Genomic DNA, 22,085 nt, shown 5'->3' on the forward strand with positions numbered 1-22,085 from the left:
CGCCATTTTTATTCACCCTCCCGTTCAGCTATCGCAGCGCTTCCCCCTAACAGTTTCCTCACCGCCTTCTTTTAATCATTTAGCAGGTTATGGTTCGATATAGGAAGAGGATGAGCGAGGTTCAGCTCAATGATCGATGGTGATACCACCGTCGGCTCACACCCCTCTGGACTTTGCTGAAGGTCCAAAAACTGAAAGGTCACGCACTGTGAAGACAAAACCATCACTGCCCGTTCTTGCTACCGCGACAGCAGTTGCCCTATCCACCATGATGGCTCCCCAGGCAACGGCAGCAGCAACCACCAGCGATTTCACCACAAGCTACGACATCGTTTCAGGTAACTGTACAGTCAATTACAGCAGGAATGCCCAGAGAAATATCATGTCGGGCTACAAGGACATGGGGCGCAAACTCGCTGATGTGCGCGGGGTGTCAAACACAAAAAACCAAGAGACTATTACAGCATTGGCTATAGGCTTCCAACTTGCTGCCTTTTCAGAACCAACCGTTTACAAGCCTGAGCAATACAACGCTCGCAACGCATTTGACGATGACCCCTTCTACATTCCCGGGGTCAACCAGGAAGTGCAAATCGCGGTGAGGCAAACCGCTTTCCGCTCCTACCCGTACCAGAAAGCCCGCGAACTGGAGAACCAGGCTTTCGCGGAGTGCCGGAATGGCAAACTCGGGGTTATAATCCCGTCAGTCGTTGTCCCAATTGTTGCGGTGATTCTTGCAGCCCTCGCGTGGCCAGCGATCAAGCAGGCAATCCCCGCCTTGCAGGGACTCCCCTTCTAGACCAGGCCCCCAAAACAAGAAATCCTCCCTGAGCGGTTTTCTCTATTTTAGAATCAAACCGGCAACGTACCACGGCAGCGCCAGGCCGACGAGCACCACGTACGTAATGATCATCCCAAGTCCCACGGAGGTAGTGAGGGCGACAATGGGCAGGGCCGCCAGCCCCAGGGCTGCAAGGAGGGTCCGCGGCAAGTCACGCATCGCATCCAATACCGCACCTTTGAGGCTGCACTTGGGATAAAACCGCACCGTGATGATGGTGAGGATAATAAGCCCCGACCAGATGCCCGACTCCAAAACGAGGGCCGCCATGGGACTGATGAGGCCCTCGCCCGCCCCACGGATGACGTAAATCTCGTAGATTCCTAGCACTGCGATGCAGGTAGTACCCACAAAGTAGCCCGTGGGGGGGAGGAAGGATGCACGAAATGCCTTCCAAAACGTGGCAAACGGCCGGGAACCCTCGTCGTGGGCGAGTTGCCGTGTGACGTAGGCCCCGGCCTTCGTCGCGGCTCCTGCGGTGATGATCGGGAGTGACGCAATCACCATGCAGAAATTGACGATGACCAGGTCCGCCGCGAGGGAAAACGCGGCGTAGAACCTGGAATCGGGTGAGAACATTTAGCCCTTCACCGCGCCGGCGGCGACACCTTCGATGATGTGCTTCTGCGTGGCCACGTAGAAGATGACAATGGGGATGATGGCGAGGACGAGCATGGCCATCATGGCGCCCATGTCGCGGTTGCCGTTGGAGCCGACGAAGGATTGGACGACGACGGGGATGGTCTTGTACTTCGTCGACAAGCCGATGACGAGGTACGGGAGGAGGTAGTCGTTCCAGACCCACATGGCGTTCAAGATGGCCACGGTGACGGCGGTGGGCTTGAGCATGGGCAGCACGACGCGGAAGTAGTTCTGCAGGGGGCTGCAGCCGTCGATCATGGCGGCTTCCTCGATGTCGAGGGGGATGGATTTCACAAACCCTGCGAACATGAACACCGACAGGCCGGAGCCGAAGCCCAGGTAGAGCACTACGATCCCGATGGGATTGTTGAGGTGCAGCATGTCTGCGATCTTGACCGTGGGGAACATGACCATCTGGAAGGGGATAACCATGCTGAACACGAACAGGTAGTACAGCGCCGAGGTCCACCACGTTTTCACGCGGGTTATGTAGTACGCGGTGAGTGCCGAGAAGAACACGATCGCCGCGACCGACAAGATGGTGATGACAAAGGACCAGAGGATGGCCCACAGGAACCCTTCCTTCATGAGGCCGACGGCGTAGTTTTCCAGCCCGACCCACATCTCACCCAGCGGCAGTGCGAAGGGGCTGTCGGCAATGGCGAGCTTGTTCTTGAAGGAGTTGAGGATGATGAAGAAGATCGGCCCGAGGAACACGACGGTCAGGAAGACGAGGACCGTGTACAGGGCCACTTTTGCTCCTGTCCCGACCTTTGCTTCGTCGCTTTTCGACGGCTTGTTGGTCACTGTTTTCGTCGACATTACGCTTCAACCTCCCGGGAACGCGTGGCGCGGAGTTGGAACATGGCGATGACAACAACCACCACCACGAAGATTACGGCCTTGGCCTGGCCAACTCCCTCAGAACCGACGCGGTTGAACATCGTGTTCACGATGTTTAGCGCGACCATTTCTGTTTGACTTCGTGGCGCGCCGTTGGTGAGAGCCAAGTTCTGGTCGAACAGTTTGAACGTGTTGGACAGGGTGAGGAACAGGCAGATGGTGATCGACGGCATGACCATGGGGATGGTCACGTGCCGCAGGATTTCCCCGCGGCCGGCGCCGTCGATCTCTGCGGCCTCGATGAGCTCCGGTGGAACGTTTTGCAGCCCAGCGATGTAAATGATCATCATGTAGCCCACGAGCTGCCAGTTGATGAGCATGATGAGGCCCAGGTACCCGTACTTCCAATCGGCAACAATCGTGGTCCCGTACTTGGCCAGCACGGCATTGATCATCGATTGCCACGTGTAGCCGAGGACAATGCCGCCGATGAGGTTCGGCATGAAGAACACCGTGCGGAAGAAGTTCGTTCCCTTGAGCTTGCGGGTCAGCGTCCAGGCGATGGCGAACGCCGCAATGTTCACGGTGATGATGGAGACGATGACCACCAGCACGGTGAAGACGAACGAGTCAATGAACCCTTCGCGGGCGGTGAACGCCTGCTTGTAGTTGTCGATGCCAACAAACGTCGCGTCGGTGATCGTGGTGAAGTCCGCAAACGACAGGAAGAAGCCGATGACGAAGGGGACGAGGAACGCGATGAGGAACGCGAGCAGCGTGGGCAGAACAAAGATGGGGAAATACTTTTTCAGGCTAGTTTGCATGAGCGTGTGCCACCTTGACCGAAGTCCCCACCACGGGGGTGGGGACTACAGCGTCTAGTTACTTCTTCCAGTTTGCTTCTTTTTCGGCGGCCCAGTTTTCCTGGAACGCCTTGACCACTTCGTCCCACTCCAGGTTGCCGGCGGCGTACTGGGCGAGATCAGCGCCAAAGTCGTCCTTGAACTGCTGAGACGGCATGTATTGGAACGTCCAGGGGTACGTCTTCAGTGAGGAATCCTGGATCGCCTCAGCGACCTGCTTGCCCAGCGGGTCGTCCGGGGTGCCGAGATCCTTGAAGCCCTTGAACGGGGCGATGAAGCCGAGGTCATCGACAACATACTGCATGCCGTCGCCGGCGTAGAGCCAGTTAGCAAAGTCGATGGAGGCCTTCTGGTCTTCCTCGCTCGCCTTGGAGTTAACGGCAAGGTAGCTTTCCGTGCCCACGGAGATGCCGCGGCTTGATTCGTCGGGAAGCCCCATGTACATCGGGATGAACTTGATCTTGTCTTCCTTCACCACGTTGCCGTCAACATCGGAAATCTGGCTCCAGGCCCAGTTGCCGTTTTGCACCATGGCGGCCTTGCCGAGCGCGAAGTCGGCCATGGAGTCGCTCACGGCTTTGGATGGGGTGAGCGACGGGGCGACGGTGGAATCCTCGAGGTACAGGTCAAAGAGGTTCTTGAACTCCTTGTTGTACGTGAACTGCATGTTGTCCATGTCCGTCACGCCGGCATCCTTGAACTCCTGGTCCATCGGGGTGTTGAGGAGGTGCGTCTGGTAACGCCACTCCTCGCCGGAGGAGAGAGAGGCGGCCGCGAAGGCGCCATCGATGCCGAGGTCCGCCTTGCGGGCCTGCATATCGTCGGAAACCTCCTTCAGCTTGTCAAAGGAGTTGATCTCCTTCAGCGAGGTGGCCGTGGCGCCGGGGAGGGCGAAGTATTTATCAAAGATCTCCTCGTTGACGATGATGCCGTAGCCCTCGACGGCGAACGGAACGCCGATGATCTGGCCCTGGTCGTTTTTCAGCGGCGGGGTATCTTCGTTGAGCTGCTTGGTGAACTCCGCGTCAGAGAGATCCGCCATGTAGGACTCCCAGCGCAGCTGCCCGGCGGGCCCGTTGATCTGGAAGAGCGTGGGCGCATCCTTCTTGCCCACCTCCGCCTTCATCGTCTGCTCGTACGTGCCGGAGGCGGCGGTGACAACCTTGACCTCTACGCCGGTCTCCTCGGTGTACTTCTTGGCGATCTCCTGGTACGCCGCGTCCTGCTCAGGCTTGGCGTTCATGAAGTAAACGCTGGGGCCGTCCGCCGAGCTACTCGAGTCCGAGCACCCCGCCAAACCTGCGGCTGCGACTGCTGCAGCGGTCACCACTGCGGCGAAACGTGTCATCTTTTTCACGTTATAACCTTTCAGATTCTTGGTTGGTCTTTCAAACCTCTATCACAGCTAGCGTACAGGCGAAGTACCGTTAAAAAGGCAAATATCTGACCTTTAAGAGCCCGGTTTCGACCAAAAACGGCCCTACGGTGGGAAAAGACACACCTTTTTGGTACATGAGATTTAGGTTACATTCCCACTTTTAGGGGAGGTTCACCCCAGAAGCGTCTCCTCGTCGCGGTGCTCGGGAAGAATCGATTGGATATAGGACTCCGTCGCCTCCGCAAGCGACACGTCCCCACCCCGTTCCTCGGCCATGTACCACCGGTGTTCCATCACCTCGTGGAAGATCTGTGCGGGCTCCAGCTTCTTCGCCAGCTCCGGTGGGACCGAGCGAACGGTCGGGAGGAAGACGTCGAGAAGCCACGTGTGCGCAACCTGTTCGAGGGGGAGCTCGGGGAGCTCGAGCGCCCGGTAGGTATGGATCGAGTTGAGCATCCGCTGCGCCTGCTTTTCCTGAACATCGAGCCCGGTCAGGCGCATAAGTGCCCGGTTGTGGTGGCCGGAGTCCACCACCCGTGGGCGAATCGTCACCGTCTGACCCGAATCGTCCTTTTCCACCTTCAGCTCACCCACATCGAACCCCAGCTCATTGAGCCGGCGGATACGGTCGCTCACCCGCCACGTCTCGTCCGCAGCGATCGCTTCCTCTCCGGTCAGCTCGTCCCACAGCTGCCCGTAGCGCTGGGTTATTCGGCCACCGATGTCGATGGGATCCATCGACTCATCCATGAGGCCCCCTGCCTCGAGATCCATGAGCTCGCCGATGATGTTGACGCGCGCCACGTCGACGTCGTACATCCTCCGTGTATCCGATAGGCACCCCGGCAGTTCCCCGGTCTCCGCGTCGACGAGGTAGCCACTGAAAGTGTCGGCATCGCGGCGGAACAGGGTGTTGGACAGGCTGACGTCGCCCCAATAAAACCCGACGAGGTGCAAGCGCACGAGCAGGACGGCGAGCGAATCAATGAGCTTCCCGGCCACCTCTGGTCGCAGTTTTTGAGAGAAAACTGCCCGGTAGGGAAGGGAAAACGATAAATGGTCGGTGACCAGACACGCGGTCAGTTCCTCCCCTTCCGCCGAGCGCCTACCCGTAATCACAGCCAGGGGTCGCACCGATGGCGCGCCGATCCGGTTGAGCTCCCGCAGCATGTGGTACTCGTGGTGGGCAACCTTCTCGCCAATCTCCTTCACGGCGATGACCCTCGTCCCCTCCCCATCGCCAAGTGTGACAAAACGCACTGTATGGCGGCTAATTCCTCTGGGTAGGGTGGTGATGACCCTCTCCGGCCACTGCTCCAACGGCAGCTCCCACGGCAGTTGCAACAGCGCCGGCGCCAGGGCAGTGCCGGAGATATCCATCCTCTCCGGCATCTCGACTACTCCTCGATCCGCTTCCCCGTCGTCGCGGAGAAGGCGTGCAGCATCCCCGGCTTGATCGTCAGCCGCACGGTGTCCCCGGGCTTCGGCGCCGTGTGGGGCGCGGTGCGCACGACAATATTGTTGCTTGTCGACGCATCGGGGTTGCTGTCGGTGCCACTGGACAGGTTTCCTCCGCCGACGAGTGTCCCGTACAGGTAGGAATCACTGCCGAGCTCCTCGACGAAGTCCACCTTCACGGGGATCTGCCCGTTCGGGTCCACGTCCAGGGCCTCCGGGCGGAAGCCGAGGACGACCTCGGGGCCATCCACCTTCCCCACGAGGGACTCTGGCAGCTCTACCTGCGCTTCTCCCAGCCGGGCGGTGCGGCCCTCCACCGTGAACGTGCCGAGGTTCATCGCCGGGGAACCAATGAAGCCCGCGACGAACTCGTTTTGCGGGTGCTCATACAGGTCGCGGGGCGTGCCCACCTGCTGCAGCACACCCTTATTCAGCACGGCAATACGGTCGCCCATGGTCAGCGCCTCCGTCTGATCGTGGGTCACATACAGCGTGGTCACGCCGAGTTCACGCTGCATCGAGGCGATCTGCGTACGGGTTTGCACACGCAGCTTCGCATCCAAGTTACTCAGCGGCTCATCCATGAGGAACACCTGCGGCTTGCGCACAATCGCACGCCCCATCGCCACACGCTGACGCTGGCCACCGGACAGCGCCTTCGGCTTACGATCCAAAAACTCCGTCAGATCCAGCGTCCGCGCCGCGGCCTCCACGCGCTCGTTGATCTGCGTCTTATCCACACCGGCGATCTTCAGCGCGAAGCCCATGTTCTCCCGCACCGTCATGTGCGGGTACAGGGCGTAGTTCTGGAACACCATCGCAATATCGCGATCCTTCGGCGGCACATTCGTCACATCCCGGTCCCCGATGAACACCTGCCCGGAGTTGACATCCTCCAGGCCTGCAAGCATGCGCAGGGTTGTGGACTTGCCGCAGCCCGACGGGCCGACGAGGACGAGGAACTCCCCATCCGCGATGTCCAGATTGATGCTGTCCACGCTGGGGGCGGTGGCACCGGGGTAGATACGTGTCGCATTCACGAAGCGAACTTCAGCCATGACCTTACTGTTTCCTTTACTTTCATTGGCAGGTACGTGCCAAACGATCCGAGTGAAAGAGGAGGGGCCATAAGCGACCCCACTCAGTAACCCAGGCTAGCCCGACAGCCCGGTCATAACCACAAAACGCCGTGTGATGTTTCTTACAGCGGCAGCAGCGGATCAATCGCATCCGCCGCCTCATCGATATCATCGAAACGCCCGGCGAGCTCACCTTTTGTGTCCAGAATTGCGCACGGGGAGCCGTCGAGAAGCGAAAAGTGTGCATCCTCAGATGCCTTCACAGCGAAGAACCCCCGCGGGGTGAACTCCTCGATGAGTTCTTCAAACTCATCGTCCGAATAGACCATCACAACATGTTCTGCATACTGAGGGAACAGCATCATTACACCTCCACGTAGGTACTTGGCTTTGCCCCCAACTCTAGCGCCACCGCCACCGCCGCCGCGACATCTTTGGCCACCTTCGTCTTCACGAGGTTCCGCGCCGAGACACTCAGCCGGATCACGCCGCCCCGGCGCGCCGTCCTCTCGACGGAGCGGGTGATGGTGGAGCGCCACCAGCGGGAGGCGCCATACCCCTCCCCCACGGAGAGGTTTCGTGCCTGGACCAGGGTGTTTGTGTTCAGAATGTGGATGCCTTTGGTGGACAGTGCGCGGGTGAAGCCGAGCTCGGGGAGGACGGCGAGGGTGCCCTCCGAGAGGCGCCAGCGAGGTGGGGCGAAGATGGGCGTCGAAAAGCCGAGGCGCTCCATCTGGGCGACGGCACCGGTGAGGCGCAGGCGGGCCTCGTGGGCGCGGAGGGTGGCGAACTCCGCGCGGCGACCCTGGACGGCCTGGTCGAACCCGTTGAGAACAAAAGCGTCCCCAGCTGCGATTTTGCGCTCAAAAAAGCGCCGCGTATCTGCGTCCTTGGCCAGGTGCCAGTTGCCGTCGATGTGCGGGGCGATGAGGAGGCTGACGGGAACACCCCACGCCTCCAGCTCGCGCATGAAGTGCGCCGCCGGCGTGCGGGTCTCCGTGAAGACGGAGGAAATAGATACCAAAAGGGTTGCGCTCACGTCCCTCAGTATCACACCGATTGTTCCGGCGCGCAGCGCATGCGCGCACGCGCTGCGTGCGTGCGCTGCGTGCGTGCGCTGGCGCGCCTACGCTCCGCATGCGCTAGCGCGCACGTTATTTTGTGAGGCCCGTGATCTGATTGACAAGCCAGGCGGCGTCCTCACGGGAGCGTCGAATAGCGTCGTAGCGGCCCGACACCCCACCGTGACCTGCGACCATCTCCGTGCGCAACAGGAACTCACCCGCCGTAGCCACCTCCCGCAACTTCGCAATCCACTTCGCCGGCTCCACATACAACACACGCGTGTCATTCAAGGACGTCGTCGCCAAAATATTCGGGTACGGCTTCGCCTCAACATTCTCATACGGGGCGTAACTTGCCATGTAGTCGTACACATCTGCCTCGTGGTAGGGGTCGCCCCACTCATCCCACTCCGTCACCGTCAGCGGCAACTCCGGCTTCAACATCGACGTCAACGGATCCACAAACGGCACATCCGCACGAATCGCCTTAAACCGATCCCCACCCATGTTCGCCACAGCGCCCATGAGGAGACCGCCGGCACTGCCCCCCGAAGCACCCAACATCGCGGGGGTGGTGTAGCCATGGTCAATCAGGTAATCCGCCACCGTGATGAAATCCTCAAACGTGTGCTTCTTGTTCAGGCCCTTGCCGTTGTCGTACCAGAGGCGGCCCATCTCGCCGCCGCCGCGAACATGCACCTCCACGAAGCGGATTCCCCGGTCTAGCAGGGACACTCGCGCAGAACTGAACGCCGGGCCGGAACTCACCTCGTACGCGCCGTAGCCCGTCATATGGGTCGGGTGCGGAACATCGGGGTCGAGATCGCGGCGCTGCACAATGGACACGGGAATCTTTTTGCCATCCGGGGTGGGCACCCACAGGCGACGCGATTCATACTGGCTGGGGTCGTACCCTCCACGCACCTTTTCCTGCTTGAGCAGGGTCTTCTCGTCAGTTTTCACGTCGACGGCGTAGATCGCCGGCGTGTTTGTGTACGTGGTGTAGTAGGCACGGAACACCGGTGCCTCCCACAGACTGCCACCGGAAATCGACGTGGAGGACAACTCCTCATCACCGATATGGAGAAGCTCCCAGTCCCCCTCGCCGCGCTTGACGTAGCTCTTCGCCAACCCATTTTCCATCCGGCCGAGAAGCAAAAAGTCACGGTAGGCCGCAGCCCCCGTAATCCGCGCCTCGTCCGAGTGGGCCATCAACTCCTCCCCCAGATCAAGGGGCTTGCCGACGGGCGACAGGCCACACGAGTAGTTCGGGCTCAGCTTGTTGTGGGTCACGATCCACATGTCCTCCCCACCGACAACGGCATGCGTCAGGTCGTAATCAACGCCCTCCTCCCGCTCCCGGATGAGACGAAACTCGCCCTCCGGATCGTCGGCAGGCAAGTAGTAATACTCACTCGTCACCTTCGACGAGCACCCGATGAGCAGATACTTATCCGACACACTCAAGCCGACGCCGACCCAGAACCTCTCATCCGGCTCATGGAACACACGCACATCCTCACTGCGCGGGGTCCCCACCCGGTGGCGCCACACGGAATCCGGCCGCCACGCATCATCCACCGTCTCGTAGAAGATGTACTCCTCCCCCACCCAGGTACACCCAGAAGAGATGTTTTCCAACACATCGTCGAGGTCCTCACCCGTGGACAAATCGCGGATGCGCAACGTGTAACGCTCGTTGCCCTCCACGTCGAGGGAGTAGGCGAGGTAGCGGCCTGAATCGGTCACCGCCGCCGCACCGAGAGAAAAGAACTCCTGACCTTCGGATTCCTTCTCCAAATCGAAGATAACCTGTTCTCCCGGAAGCGCGGAATCACGCTGCACCTGCGGAGGAATCCAGCCCTCGCCTGCGGGAACCCTGCAGATTCTGCCGTAGTTCTCCCCCTTTTCGATGCGGAAGAAGTACCAGTATCCCCGCCCCCTGCTCGGCAGCGACATATCCGTCTCGTGGATGCGGCTCAACACCTCGTCGTAAAGATTCTGGGAAAGGGTGCCCAGGTGGGCCATCGATTCCTCTGCGTGGGTGTTGGAGGCGTTTAAGAACTCCAGCGCCTTGTCCTTGTCCCGCATCCACTCGTAGTCGTCGACAAACTCGCGGCCGTGGAAGGAGCGGATAGTGGGAATTTTGGGGGCACGTGGTGCGGATGGCTTTGTCATGACCCCTTACTCTACACGGGAGGAAAGAGTGCCTGAACAGGGGTTTTCCAAAATTTAGAAAAACCCCCTGGTCAGGCGGTAAATCCGTTTCCAGGGGGTGTGAGGTGCGGTTTTTAGGCGCAGTGGCCGATCCAGTCTTTGAACTTGGTGCCGGTGATGCGCTCGTAGGCTTCGATGTAGCGCTCGCGGGTCGCCTCGACAACGGAGCCGGGGAGGCTCGGCGGGTTGTCGCCGGAGGCGCGGTCCCAGCCGGAGTCGGGGCCGGTGAGCCAGTTGCGGAGGTACTGCTTGTCAAAGCTGGGCTGAACCTTGCCCTCGACGTAGGTGTCGGCGTCCCAGTAGCGGGAGGAATCGGGGGTGAGGACCTCGTCGGCAAGCGTGAGGGTGCCGTTCTCGTCGAGGCCGAACTCGAACTTCGTGTCGGCGACGATGACACCCTTGGCGATGGCAATCTCGGCACCCTGGGTGTAGAGGTCGAGGGTAGCGTCGCGGAGCTGGGTGGCAAGCTTCTCACCGAGCTTTTCGACGACCGCCTCGAAGCTGACGTTCTCGTCGTGCTCACCGTAGTCGGCCTTCGTGGCCGGGGTGAAGATGGGCTCCGGGAGACGCGACGCCTCCTTCAAGCCGTCGGGAAGCTCAATCCCACAAACCGAACCCTTTTCCTGATACTCAACCAGTGCCGAGCCCGTGAGGTAACCACGGGCGACGCACTCGAACGGCAACATTTTCAGCTTGTGGCACACCATCGCGCGGCCGAGGACCTCCTCGGGGATCCGCTCGTCATCGATCGGGCCCGCCAGATGATTGGGAAAATCGAGGTGCTCAAAAAAGTAGTTGCTCATCGCAGTGAGCACGCGACCCTTATCGGGAATCTCCGAATCAAGGATGTAGTCGTATGCCGAGATGCGGTCACTCGTAACAAGCAGGAGAGTCTCGTCATCTACCTCGTAGATTTCACGCACCTTACCTGCAGAAAAATGCTCATATGCGGATAGTTCTGGTCGCATGACCTATTACTCTAGACCCATCAAAACCAATTCGCCACGTAGCCACCCGCCCCATGAGTGATACCGCACGCCCCACACCACCCCGTGCGACTAACGGTCTACCCCACCCAGGCCCGCGCGGTAGCGTAAAAGACATGAAGCTCATCGCCCTCACGCTAGCGGCCACGCTCCCCATCAACTACACCGTCACCTTCACCCCCGACACGAACGAACCACTCGCCGGACAACCCCAAGCCTGGATGTGCACCATCACCCCAGAACCCCCCACGGGCAAAGAGTTCTTTACCGAACTACAGCGGGCCCGCACCGAGCTACGCACCAACCTCCTCCACCGCTACCACGACCACGCCGAGGACATCACCGCCCTCGACCACCGGATCGCCTACGCCAACAAGTTCGGCCAATCAGAAGCAGCCGATAAAATCCTCGACCACGACGTAGCGACCATGGCCCGCATCCTCACCGCCGACGGCTTCAAAGCCTCCGAACTGGACTTCCTTTTCTCGAGTATCCCCGCAGCTAGTACAGACATTCCTCTCGGTGTGGTGGAGGATACCGCCGTTGGCGCCACCTACACCCGGGAGGCGGCCGCACGGACATCGGCGGATGAGCTCGCCGCCGAGCTGGAAGCGGCGCTTTCCCAGGATTCTCTCCTCGTGCCGTCAGACGCGTCGGAACCGTTGCAGGAGGAAGCGAGGCGCGTCGACAAGCGAGTGCGGGAGGAAGCGGCGAGAGTGAGGTTTGATGCCCCCTCCTACCACGAAGCGCTTTTGGCGTGTGAGCAGGGCATTGACGCGAGAAATGGGACGAGTGCGGGGTCTTTTGTGAGGGAGCCTGCCGGTGCGGAGTTTCGGCCTGTCGAGATTTTTGGGATTGTTGTTGGGGCGCTTAGTCTCACGGGGCTCATCGGCTGGCTGTACACTATTGCAAAACACTTCGATGTGAGGAGGATCCTTCCATGAGACTGTCAGCATTAGCGGTGTGTGGTGTTGTTGCTGCATCTGCAATCACCGCACCGGCATCAGCAGCCACGACGGATGTCCTCGTCACCGTGGGTGAGGGTTCCCCTCTTGAAGGGGCGACCGCAGATGACGATTTCACGGGGCCGGCCCAGGTCTACCCGCAGCGAGCCCCGGAGGGGTCATCCACAGCGAATGGGTCTGTGGGGGATCTGCTGCGGCTTATTGGTCTACAGTTTTCCACCGCGACGCCGACGGAGACCGCAAAGTTGGTGACGTTTATCATGGGCCTCGTCACGCAGTTTGCCTTGGCTTTGGGGAAGTTTGCGGACGAGGAGAAGGCTCCCGCAGGCGCGTAGCCGCTAGGGGCTGTGTAACGGTTCTACCCCTTGACCTGCGTCACTACTTTTATTTTGGCGTGTTTTGGTCAGGGGTTCTTTTTTGCCTGCGACCTATGGGTGCCGAAAAGGCCGCGACCTGTGCTGGTCGCGGCCTGTTTCTTGTGGGTGTTAGAGGATGTCACCCGGGGTGTAGGAGGCAGCCTCCGGGTGTGCCTGGACAAGGGCGTTGACCTGGTCGACAACGCTGGCGATCTGGGAGCCGGCGGCGCCGATGAAGGCGTGCTTATCGGCAAGCGCGGTGTCGAGGGCGGCGCGGTCGAGGGGGAGGCGGGGATCGTCGGCAAGCCTCTGGATGAGGTCTTGCTCGCCGCCGTTTTCGCGCATGTTGAGGGCGACGGCGACGGCGTTTTCCTTGATTACCTCGTGGGCGGTTTCGCGGCCGACACCGGCGCGGACGGCGGCCATGAGGATCCTCGTGGTGGCGAGGAAGGGGAGGTAGCGTTCGAGTTCGCGGTTGATCATCGCGGGGAAGGCACCGAATTCCTTGAGGACGGTGAGGAGGGTCTCGAACTGGCCGTCGATGGCGAAGAAGGCATCCGGCAGCGCGACGCGGCGGACGACGGAGCAGAACACGTCGCCCTCGTTCCACTGTTGGCCGGCAAGGTCGGCGACCATGGTGTTGTAGCCGCGGAGGATGACCTGGAAGCCGCAGACGCGCTCGCAGGAGCGGGCGTTCATCTTGTGGGGCATGGCGGAGGAGCCGACCTGGCCCTTCTTGAAGCCCTCGGTGACGGTTTCGTTGCCGGCCATGAGCCGGATGGTGTGAGCGAAGCTGGAGGGGCCTGCGCCGAGCTGCACGAGGGTGGAGACGACATCGAGGTCGAGGGAGCGGGGGTAGACCTGGCCGACGGAGTCGAGGACGCGGGAGATGCCGAGGTGGGTGGCGATGCGGGATTCGAGTTCGGCGAGCTTTGCCTCGTCGCCGCCCATGAGGTCGAGCATGTCCTGGGAGGTGCCCATGGGGCCCTTGATTCCGCGCAGGGGGTAGCGCTCGAGGAGGTTGTTGAGCTTTTCGACGGCCACGAGCATCTCATCGGCGGCCGATGCGAAGCGCTTGCCCAGGGTGGTGGCCTGTGCGGCAACGTTGTGGGAGCGACCAGCCATGACGAGCCCCTGGTACTCGGTGGCCTTCTCGGCCAGGCGGGCAAGGACGGTGATGGCCTTGTCCCGGATGAGCGTCATAGACTGGTGCATCTGCACCTGCTCGACGTTTTCGGTGAGGTCACGAGACGTCATGCCCTTGTGAATGTGCTCGTAGCCGGCGAGCGCATTGAACTCCTCAATGCGGGCCTTCACGTCGTGGCGGGTGACCTTTTCGCGCTCGGCGATGGAGTCCAGATCCACCTCGTCCACGTGGGCCTCGTAGGCGGCGATGGCTTCCTCGGGGATGTCCACGCCGAGGTCCTTCTGGGCCTTCATGACGGCAATCCAGAGCTGACGCTCCATCTTGATCTTGGCTTCCGCACTCCACAGGTCCTTCATCTTCTGGGAGGCGTACCGGCTGGCTAACACATTTGGGATACTCACAGCGCTCATTATTGCACGCTCAGCTTCCCTTCGGCGGCCTTCCGGCCGATGTCCGTGCGATAGTGGCTTCCGCGCAGCTCAATGCGGGAAATCTGCTCGTACGCGGTGGCCCGGGCCTCCTCCAGAGTCTCCCCCAGCCCGACGACGGAGAGCACGCGGCCACCGTTGGATACAAGCTGGCCGTCTACGACGGCGGTCCCGGCGTGCAGAGTCCCCTCGGCGCCGGTGATCGGGTCGCCCTTGATGGGGTGTTCGGGGTACCCCTCGGCGGCGAGCACGACGGTGACGGCGTAGCCCGGCTTCCAGGTAATCGGACCCATCCCGCTCAACCTGTTTTGTGCGGTGGCCAGGAGGTATTCGCTCAGATCCGAACCGAACAGGGCAAGCACGGACTGGGTTTCTGGGTCGCCGAAGCGGCAGTTGAATTCGACCACTGCGGGGCCCTTCTTGCCCCAGGCCAGGCCCGCGTACAGGAGGCCACTGTAGGGGTCGCCCTGCGCCACCATTTGCTTGGCGACGGGGCGGACAACGTCGTTGACGATACGGTCAACGTTGTCCTGACTCACCCACGGCAGCGGCGCGTAGGCACCCATCCCGCCCGTGTTGGGGCCTTCGTCGTTGTCCCCCACGCGCTTGTGATCCTGGGCGGGCAGTAGGGGGACAACGGTTTCGCCGTCGACAAGGCAGAACAGCGAAATTTCGGGGCCGTCGAGGAAGCTCTCCACAAGCACCGGGTTGCCGGCTGCGAGCACCTCGTGGGCGTGGGCTTTCGCGGCCTGCAGGTCTTCGGTGACGACGACGCCCTTGCCGGCGGCAAGCCCGTCATCTTTGACTACATAGGGCGCCTCGAAGTGGCTGAGCACCTCATCCACATCGCGTTCCTCGGTAATCTGCTCGGCGCGGGCAGTCGCCACCCCGGCCTTGGCCATGACATCCTTGGCAAAGGCCTTGGAGCCCTCGATGCGGGCGGCGGATTTGGAGGGGCCGAACACGTCGATGCCCTCGGCGCGGAGGATGTCGGCAAGCCCCTCAACGAGCGGAGCCTCAGGGCCGACGACGACCAAATCTACGGAAAGATCCCTGCACAGACCCACAATCTGCTCGGTGGTGTGGATGTCCGGGTGGCACGTGGCCGCCGTCATGCCGGGGTTGCCGGGGGCAGCGTGGACATCGTTTCCGGCCCCGTTGCCGTGGGCCAGGGCGTTGACAAGGGCGTGTTCGCGGGCGCCCGATCCGATTACCAAAATACGCATGCGCCTAAGCGTACTAGGATTTAAACCATGAGCAGCATTTTCTCGAAGATTATCGCCGGTGAGATTCCCGGTCGTTTTGTGTACAGGGACGATACCGTCGTCGCGTTTTTGGACGTGGCGCCGCAGCAAAAGGGGCACACGCTGGTGGTTCCCGTCGAAGAGGTGAACCGCTGGACGGATCTCGACCCGGCCACGTGGCAGCACCTGACGGAGGTGGCCCAGAAGGTGGGCAAAGCGGTCATCGAGGTGTTCGGCTCCGAGCGGGCCAGCTTCATCATTGCCGGCTTTGACGTGCCGCACACGCACATCCACGTGTTCCCCGCCAACGACATGGAGGCCTACAACCTGGGTCACAAGGTGGATGTCAGCGACCAGGAGCAGGACGAGATTGCGGAAAGGCTCGCCGAGTGCATAAAGCGTTTGTAAACGATACGGAATATGAGTTTGCCTGGCCCGCCGACACGGTGCTCCTGGAGGCGATGGAGGCGGCGGGAATTCCCGCCAACTACTCCTGCCGCCAGGGCGAGTGCGGATCGTGCCAGGTGTACATCGAGGGTGGGGCCTCGCACATGCGGCCCCACGATTACGAGCCCGGGGAGGGCGTCACGCTGGCGTGCCAGACGCTGCGCGATGATGAGGGGCCGTTCGAGGTGGAGAGCGTCTTTTAGGCGGACTCTTCGTCGATAAGCCGGGGGAGCCGAACCGTAAACGTCGAGCCCACGCCCTTTGTTGAGGTGACCGAGAGGGAGCCTCCGTGGGCCTCGACGAGCGACTTGGCGATGGACAGCCCCAGCCCCGAGCCGCCCGACTGGCGGGAGCGGGACTCGTCGGTGCGGTAGAAGCGATCAAAGATGTGCTCCAGATCCTCCGGGGCCATCCCCTGGCCGTTGTCGCGCACATCGATGATGACATCCGTGTCATCTGCCGTGGGCAGGACGGAAACGTCCTTCCCGCCGTGAACGAGGCCGTTGACCATGAGGTTGGTGAATACGCGACGGATTTTCTCCTCGTCGGCCAGCACGTACAGGGGCTCAGATTCCCCGACGGTGATCTCACGGTCCGGGTATGCCACTCGCAGCGACGTGCCGAGCGACTCGATCACCTCCATGAGGTCAACCTTCTGCTTCTCCAGCGGGTTGCCTTCCGCCCGGGTGAGGGCCAGCAGGTCCTCCACGAGCGTCGTCATGCGACCAGCCTCCTCTTGGATCTTCGACAAAACCCAATCGGCATCGTCTGTAGCGCCGGTCTTATACAGCTCAGCGAAGCCTTTCACACTGGTCAGCGGCGTGCGTAGCTCGTGCGAGGCGTCGCCGACGAACTGCCGCATCTCCTTTTCCTGACGGTGCGACTTCTGCAGTGAGTCCTGCAGCTGCTCGAGCATGGTGTTGATCGCGCACGCCAGTTTGCCCACCTCTGTGGTTTGTGGCCAGGCGGGGACACGGCGGTTCATGTCCCCGTCGGTGATCGCCTGCGCCACCGACTCCACGGTCCGCAATGGGCGCAATGCCCGGTAGATGACAAGGATCGCAATGAGCGCCACGAGGAGCAGAGAACTCAGGCCGATGCTCGCCTGAGTCTTGATGAGGTTTTTCACCGTCGATTGCTCTTCTTCCAGCGACTGGGCGACAACCGTCGTCGTCCCGCCGGTGCGCACGGCAAGCACCCGCCAATACGCGGACGAATTAGAACCTGCTGCCGGAACCACCGTGTACGGCTGCCCATTGGTGACGATCGTGGACAAATCCGGGGCGGAGTCGCGATCATTCATGACAACGAGATCCCCGTTCGGCATCTGCCGCTGCACGTAAAAGTTGGACGGCGGGCGGGTGTGTGCAAGCGGCTCCTCCGCCGGATACACATCCCACGCCCAGCCGTTGACGGCACCGATGAGGCGCTCATCCACGCGAGAATAGGTGAAGTCCCGCATGATTGCGGTGACCACGATTCCTGTCCCACCAATCGCAACGATGGCCAATGCCAGCACGAGGATCACCAACGACGCATTGAGGGAAATGCGCGATGTGGGATCCTTTGTTCTTGGAACGCGCATCGAGCGTTACTTGCGCGGCTGACGCAGAACGTAACCCACGCCACGCACTGTCTGAATGAGCTGCGGCTCCTGTGTATCAATCTTGCGACGCAGGTAGGAGATGTAACTTTCCACCACGTTGCCGTCGCCACCGAAATCGTAGTGCCACACGTTATCCAAAATCTTCGCCTTGGACACGACAACCTCCGCATTCAGCATGAGGTACCGCAACAGGTTGAACTCCGTGGGAGACAGGTCGACGATTGTCCCCGCCTTCGTCACCTCATGCGTCTCGTCGTTCAGGGTCAGATCCGCGTACGTCAGAACACCACTGGCTTCTTCGGTTTCCTCCGCCTTCCCACGACGCAGAATCACGCGCAGCCGCGTAATCACCTCTTCTAGGGAGAAGGGCTTCACCACGTAATCATCGGCACCGATGGTCAGGCCGTGGATCTTATCCTCCACCGCGTCTTTCGCCGTAAGGAAGAGCACCGGGCCATCGTGGCCGGTCTCCCGCAGCTTTGTAAGCAGCTCGAAGCCGTCCATCCCGGGCATCATGACATCGAGGATGAACGCATCCGGACGGGATTCCTCCGCGACCTTCAGTGCCTCCTCACCGCCGCTAGCAGTCACGACGTCGAATCCTTGGAAGCGCAAAGAAACCTGCAGTAGCTCGACAATGTTCGGCTCGTCGTCAACAACTAGAACTTTCGTTTGTGCATCAGTCATGAATACTATTGTTCCATTATTTTCTTTTACCCGCCTTAAAGGGTAATGGGTATTTCCTCCCCCACGGAGAGGAATTCGCCCGTGACCTGGCAATCAGCGTAAAAAACTGGCAGGCTTTCCTGGAACTGGAAGGAGTTAGGACGAGCCTGCGGTGAGATATGCGGGGAGGGAGGGATCGAGCGTCGACAAGCAAAAACGGCCGGCACCATGGGGCGCTGGCCGTTTGCAGTAAGCCTAGGTGGACCTAGGTGAGCTCCGTGAGGGAGGCGGGGATGTTACGGAGGTTGGACTTTGCGATGTCCAACATTTTGCCCACGCCACCGTCGAGAACCGTGGCAGCAGCCGCGCGACCGAAGCCGTAGAGCATGCTCATCGTGATGTCCGGCGGGATGGACAGGGCATTGGGATCGGTGACGATATCAACAAGCTGCGGGCCAGGAGCAGACAGGGCATGTGCGAGCTTGTCGCGTACGCACCTGGGATCCGTGATGCGCACGGAGGGAATTCCCATGGCGTTACCGATGGCAGCAAAGTCCACCTTGTTGTGGTCGGTCTGGAACTCCTGCAGGCCAGCAACGAGCATCTCCAGCTTCACCATGCCCAGCGAGGAGTTGTTAAACACAACGATCTTCACGGGGATGTTGTGGAGCTTCACCGTAAGGAGCTCACCCAGCAGCATCCCAAGACCGCCGTCGCCACAGATGGCGATGGTCTGGCGGCCGGAGTAAGCGGCACCGATAGCGTGCGGCAGCGCGTTGGCCATCGTTCCATGGCGGAACGAGCCGAGGAGGCTGCGCTTGCCCGACTGGTTGGTGACGTAGCGGGCGGCCCACACATTGTTCATGCCCGTGTCGACGGTGAAAATGGCATCGTCGGCGGCGAGGTCATCGAGGATGTCGGCGGCGTACTCGGGGTGGATCGGCGTGTGCTCCTCCACACCGTCGGTGTAGGCCTCGACGATCTTCTCCAGCAGCTGGGCGTGCTTCTTCAGCATCTTGTCCAGGAAGTTGCGGTTTGTCTTCTCCTCAATGAGGGGCAGAACGGCGCGGATTGTTGCTCCCACATCGCCAACAACCGGGTGCGTGACGCGGGTGCGACGGCCGATGGCAGCCGCGTTGATGTCCACCTGGGCGACGTTCTTATCTGGGAGGAAGTCGCTGTAGGGAAAGTCGGTGCCCAGCATGATGAGGAGGTCCGCAGTGGTGCAGGCCTCGTGGCAGGAGCCGTACCCCAACAGACCACTCATGCCCACGTCGTAAGGGTTGTCGTGCTGGATAAACATCTTACCGCCGAGGGCATGTCCCACCGGGGACTTCACCTTGCCTGCCAGCTCAAGCACCTCATCGCGGGCGTTCATCACGCCGCGACCGCAGAACAGGGCGATGGTATCGGCCTTGTTAATAGCATCCGCCAGGTCCTTGACCTGGTCTGCCGGGGGCACAACCGTCGGCGCGCTTGTCGCGATCTCGGAGGCGATGATGCCGTCGTAGGACGTCTTCTCCATCGTCACATCACCGGGGACCACGAGGACGGACACGCCATGGCCACCGAGGGTGGACTGCAGCGCGTGGTGCAGGATGACGGCGCCCTGCTCGGCGGAGTTCGCCATCTCGCAGTAGCCGGAGCACTCCGCGAAGATCTGCTCGGGGTGCGTCTCCTGGAAGTAATGCGACCCGATCTGACGGGAGGGGATGTGGGATGCCAGGGCGAGAACCTTGGCACCGTTGCGGTGCGAATCGTACAAACCCTGGATGAGGTGGGTGTTGCCGGGGCCGCAGGAGGCAGCGCATACGCCAAGCTCGCCGGTAGCTAGCGAGTAGGACCCGGCGGCGAAGGCTGCGGCCTCCTCGTTGCGCACGTGGATCCACTCAATCTGCTTACTGCGACGCACGGCATCAACGATGGGGTTCAGCGAGTCCCCCACGAGGCCGAAAATACGGGTGACCCCGGTTTCCTCTAGTTTCTTGATAATTATGTCTGCGAGTGTATCCGCCATTAGTGACGTATCCCCTTTCTATCGTTTTCTCCCATGGTAGGCGTTTTCGTCACCGCATGCGCGGCAATGATCGGTACCCCACAGTGCTGCAGAATATCCGCCTTCACGGCGTACACCCGCTCGATGAGTTCAGGGGTGATGACCTCGTTGGGAACACCCTGCGCGAGGATCTCGCCGCAGTGCAAAACGATGAGTTCGTCGCACATGCGGCAAGCAAGGTTGATGTCGTGAATGGCGACAAGGGCAAGGCTGTTGTCCTCGTGCGCCTTCTTCCGCACCGTGTCCAGCACGAAAAGCTGGTGGTGGAGGTCGAGGGCGGAGGTCGGCTCGTCGAGAAGCATGAGCGCCGGTGTCCCCACCATCATCTGTGCCAAAGCGACGAGTTGTCGCTGGCCACCGGACAGTTCTGACAGGTAGCGGTGGGCGTAGGCATCCATCCCCAGTCGGTGCATGACCTCCGCTGTGTGCTCGACGGGGTTGGCTACCGCTTCTCGACGGCTAGTAATCAGCACCGCTTCAAAGGCCCGCAAGGCTGCGGACTCGGGAAGGCCCTGGGGCACGTACCCGATCGCCTTGCGGCGAGCGCGGGGAGGAACCACCTGGGCGTCGACAAGCAAAGAAACCTCACCCGAACGAACCGGATGCAGGCCAGCGACCGTCTGCATGAACGTCGATTTGCCCGACCCATTCGGGCCGAGGACACCGACCACCCGGCCGCCGGTAAGTGGCGCAACCGTCACGCCGTCCAGCACCCGGTGGCGACCGTAACCCGCAACCAGATCGCGAATCGCTAACTCCACAGCGCGCGCCTCCTCGTCAGCACAATCCCCAGGAAGAACGGGACACCCAGAAGCGAGGTCACAATGCCGATCGGAATCGCCAACCCCGGCTTCGCCATGAGACTCACCGCGTGCGCACAGCACATCAGTGCCGCCCCCGACGCCATCGACGCGGGGATGAAATAGCGCTGGTCCTCCCCCACCAACATGCGGGCAATGTGCGGACCAACAAGCCCCACAAAGCCGATGATGCCGGCAAACGCCACCGTCGTCGACGCCAACAGCGACGACAACACCAACACGACAATCCGCAACCTCGAAGTATTTACGCCCATCGACTGCGCCCGCGCATCCCCCAAGCGCAGCGCCGTCAACTTCCACGACTGCGACGCGAGCAGCGGACACACCACGACAAGCACTACGGCCAACAAAGCATTGGCCACCCACGTCGCACGCGTCATCGACCCCAGCGACCAGAACACAATCTGCGACAGTGCCTCCGCACTCGCCCGATACTGGATGAGCGCCAGCAATGCCTGGAAGAAGAACACCAGGCCGATGCCGAGCAGCACCATCGTCTCAGCGCGGGCGCCGCGGAGGATGGCGGCGATGACGATGACCGCTGTCGCCCCCACGGAGGAGATCCAGGCGATGACCGCGAGGTTTAGCTGAGGATTGGTGACCACCTGCCAGCCGAGGACGATCGCCGTCGCGCCGCCGAAGGCAGCGCCAGCGGAGATCCCCAGGGTGAACGGCTCGGCGAGGGGGTTACCCAGGATGGTCTGCATCTCCGCGCCGGCGAGCGACAGGGACACACCGATGAGGAGCGCCATGACGGCCATCGGCAAGCGGAGGTCCCACAGAACCGTATGCGTTTGCTCATCGAGGGAGGAGGGCACCATGATTCCGCCGATGACCTGCGAGGGGGTCAGAGAAATCGCACCCACCATGTTGCTCATGACGAACGCGGCGGCCGCGACAACGCACAGCCCCACGACGATCGCCACCCGGCGCGCTGTCAGGCGCCGGTGTTCGTGGACAAGATCGACCTCGTTCACG

General features: G+C 61.2%; 22 protein-coding genes. 5 read left to right on the top strand and 17 right to left on the bottom strand.

Annotated elements, in window-relative coordinates; genetic code table 11:
• Positions 1 to 208: 208 nt before the first annotated feature.
• Complete coding sequence (locus tag CGLUCO_RS10685; protein ID WP_232621978.1) at positions 209 to 799, top strand: hypothetical protein; 591 nt, start codon at positions 209 to 211, stop codon at positions 797 to 799.
• A 42-nt stretch (positions 800 to 841) separates the two neighbouring features.
• Here CGLUCO_RS10685 and CGLUCO_RS10690 read toward each other — a convergent pair whose 3' ends face one another.
• The 10 genes from CGLUCO_RS10690 to CGLUCO_RS10735 form a co-directional block, all read right to left on the bottom strand.
• Complete coding sequence (locus tag CGLUCO_RS10690; RefSeq protein WP_084036538.1) at positions 842 to 1,420, bottom strand: MusI family membrane protein; 579 nt, start codon at positions 1,418 to 1,420, stop codon at positions 842 to 844.
• Positions 1,421 to 2,305, bottom strand: coding sequence for a carbohydrate ABC transporter permease (locus CGLUCO_RS10695; RefSeq protein ID WP_005393764.1), 885 nt, complete (start codon positions 2,303 to 2,305; stop codon positions 1,421 to 1,423). It abuts the gene before it with no gap.
• Positions 2,305 to 3,150 carry a carbohydrate ABC transporter permease gene (locus tag CGLUCO_RS10700; RefSeq protein WP_005388804.1) on the bottom strand — a complete coding sequence of 282 codons (846 nt, stop codon included), beginning with the start codon at positions 3,148 to 3,150 and terminating at the stop codon, positions 2,305 to 2,307. Before CGLUCO_RS10700 ends, CGLUCO_RS10695 begins: the two co-directional genes overlap by 1 nt.
• Before the next feature lie 58 nt (positions 3,151 to 3,208).
• Positions 3,209 to 4,546 (bottom strand): ABC transporter substrate-binding protein, encoded by a 1,338-nt coding sequence (locus CGLUCO_RS10705; RefSeq protein WP_196793908.1) that lies wholly within the window; start codon positions 4,544 to 4,546, stop codon positions 3,209 to 3,211.
• A gap of 192 nt (positions 4,547 to 4,738) precedes the next feature.
• Positions 4,739 to 5,959, bottom strand: coding sequence for a DUF4032 domain-containing protein (locus CGLUCO_RS10710; RefSeq protein WP_005393761.1), 1,221 nt, complete (start codon positions 5,957 to 5,959; stop codon positions 4,739 to 4,741).
• 5 nt (positions 5,960 to 5,964) lie between these two features.
• Positions 5,965 to 7,083, bottom strand: coding sequence for an ABC transporter ATP-binding protein (locus CGLUCO_RS10715; RefSeq protein WP_084036537.1), 1,119 nt, complete (start codon positions 7,081 to 7,083; stop codon positions 5,965 to 5,967).
• 143 nt (positions 7,084 to 7,226) lie between these two features.
• A complete protein-coding gene (locus CGLUCO_RS10720; RefSeq protein ID WP_005393757.1) occupies positions 7,227 to 7,469 on the bottom strand; it encodes a hypothetical protein in 243 nt (80 codons plus the stop codon).
• A complete protein-coding gene (locus CGLUCO_RS10725) occupies positions 7,469 to 8,143 on the bottom strand; it encodes a DUF2334 domain-containing protein (RefSeq protein ID WP_084036536.1) in 675 nt (224 codons plus the stop codon). Before CGLUCO_RS10725 ends, CGLUCO_RS10720 begins: the two co-directional genes overlap by 1 nt.
• A 115-nt stretch (positions 8,144 to 8,258) precedes the next feature.
• Positions 8,259 to 10,346 carry a S9 family peptidase gene (locus tag CGLUCO_RS10730; protein ID WP_084036535.1) on the bottom strand — a complete coding sequence of 696 codons (2,088 nt, stop codon included), beginning with the start codon at positions 10,344 to 10,346 and terminating at the stop codon, positions 8,259 to 8,261.
• 113 nt (positions 10,347 to 10,459) lie between these two features.
• Positions 10,460 to 11,353, bottom strand: coding sequence for a phosphoribosylaminoimidazolesuccinocarboxamide synthase (locus CGLUCO_RS10735; protein ID WP_084036534.1), 894 nt, complete (start codon positions 11,351 to 11,353; stop codon positions 10,460 to 10,462).
• 134 nt (positions 11,354 to 11,487) lie between these two features.
• On the opposite strand from CGLUCO_RS10735, the gene CGLUCO_RS10740 reads away from it, so the two are divergent.
• Positions 11,488 to 12,315, top strand: a complete 828-nt coding sequence (locus CGLUCO_RS10740) for a hypothetical protein (protein ID WP_070741745.1) — start codon at positions 11,488 to 11,490, stop codon at positions 12,313 to 12,315.
• Positions 12,312 to 12,671 (top strand): hypothetical protein, encoded by a 360-nt coding sequence (locus CGLUCO_RS10745; RefSeq protein WP_070741742.1) that lies wholly within the window; start codon positions 12,312 to 12,314, stop codon positions 12,669 to 12,671. Before CGLUCO_RS10740 ends, CGLUCO_RS10745 begins: the two co-directional genes overlap by 4 nt.
• A gap of 150 nt (positions 12,672 to 12,821) precedes the next feature.
• On the opposite strand, the gene purB is transcribed toward CGLUCO_RS10745, so the two are convergent.
• Both purB and purD read right to left on the bottom strand, forming a co-directional pair.
• Positions 12,822 to 14,249: an adenylosuccinate lyase gene (gene purB / locus CGLUCO_RS10750; protein ID WP_084036533.1), complete on the bottom strand. Its 1,428-nt coding sequence runs from the start codon at positions 14,247 to 14,249 to the stop codon at positions 12,822 to 12,824.
• Positions 14,249 to 15,493 carry a phosphoribosylamine--glycine ligase gene (gene purD / locus CGLUCO_RS10755; protein WP_084036532.1) on the bottom strand — a complete coding sequence of 415 codons (1,245 nt, stop codon included), beginning with the start codon at positions 15,491 to 15,493 and terminating at the stop codon, positions 14,249 to 14,251. The genes purB and purD overlap by 1 nt, the downstream gene beginning before the upstream one ends.
• Before the next feature lie 27 nt (positions 15,494 to 15,520).
• Here purD and CGLUCO_RS10760 point away from each other — a divergent pair, with 27 nt between their 5' ends.
• Positions 15,521 to 15,919: an HIT family protein gene (locus tag CGLUCO_RS10760; protein WP_005393733.1), complete on the top strand. Its 399-nt coding sequence runs from the start codon at positions 15,521 to 15,523 to the stop codon at positions 15,917 to 15,919.
• Positions 15,901 to 16,161: a 2Fe-2S iron-sulfur cluster-binding protein gene (locus CGLUCO_RS10765; protein ID WP_005393731.1), complete on the top strand. Its 261-nt coding sequence runs from the start codon at positions 15,901 to 15,903 to the stop codon at positions 16,159 to 16,161. The genes CGLUCO_RS10760 and CGLUCO_RS10765 overlap by 19 nt, the downstream gene beginning before the upstream one ends.
• Here CGLUCO_RS10765 and CGLUCO_RS10770 read toward each other — a convergent pair.
• The 5 genes from CGLUCO_RS10770 to CGLUCO_RS10790 all read right to left on the bottom strand — a co-directional run bounded on the left by CGLUCO_RS10770 (position 16,158) and on the right by CGLUCO_RS10790 (position 22,084).
• Positions 16,158 to 17,543, bottom strand: a complete 1,386-nt coding sequence (locus CGLUCO_RS10770) for a sensor histidine kinase (RefSeq protein WP_084036531.1) — start codon at positions 17,541 to 17,543, stop codon at positions 16,158 to 16,160. The genes CGLUCO_RS10765 and CGLUCO_RS10770 overlap by 4 nt on opposite strands.
• A 6-nt stretch (positions 17,544 to 17,549) precedes the next feature.
• Positions 17,550 to 18,251, bottom strand: a complete 702-nt coding sequence (locus CGLUCO_RS10775; RefSeq protein WP_005388772.1) for a response regulator transcription factor — start codon at positions 18,249 to 18,251, stop codon at positions 17,550 to 17,552.
• A gap of 244 nt (positions 18,252 to 18,495) precedes the next feature.
• A complete protein-coding gene (locus CGLUCO_RS10780; RefSeq protein WP_084036530.1) occupies positions 18,496 to 20,247 on the bottom strand; it encodes a pyruvate dehydrogenase in 1,752 nt (583 codons plus the stop codon).
• The gene (locus CGLUCO_RS10785) at positions 20,247 to 21,047 is read right to left on the bottom strand and encodes an ABC transporter ATP-binding protein (RefSeq protein WP_084036529.1); all 801 of its coding nucleotides are present in this window, start codon (positions 21,045 to 21,047) and stop codon (positions 20,247 to 20,249) included. Before CGLUCO_RS10785 ends, CGLUCO_RS10780 begins: the two co-directional genes overlap by 1 nt.
• Positions 21,038 to 22,084 (bottom strand): FecCD family ABC transporter permease, encoded by a 1,047-nt coding sequence (locus CGLUCO_RS10790; protein WP_005388767.1) that lies wholly within the window; start codon positions 22,082 to 22,084, stop codon positions 21,038 to 21,040. Before CGLUCO_RS10790 ends, CGLUCO_RS10785 begins: the two co-directional genes overlap by 10 nt.
• Between the last annotated feature and the right edge of the window lies 1 nt (position 22,085).

It is taken from the genome of Corynebacterium glucuronolyticum DSM 44120 (assembly GCF_030440595.1).
Lineage (GTDB): Bacteria > Actinomycetota > Actinomycetes > Mycobacteriales > Mycobacteriaceae > Corynebacterium > Corynebacterium glucuronolyticum.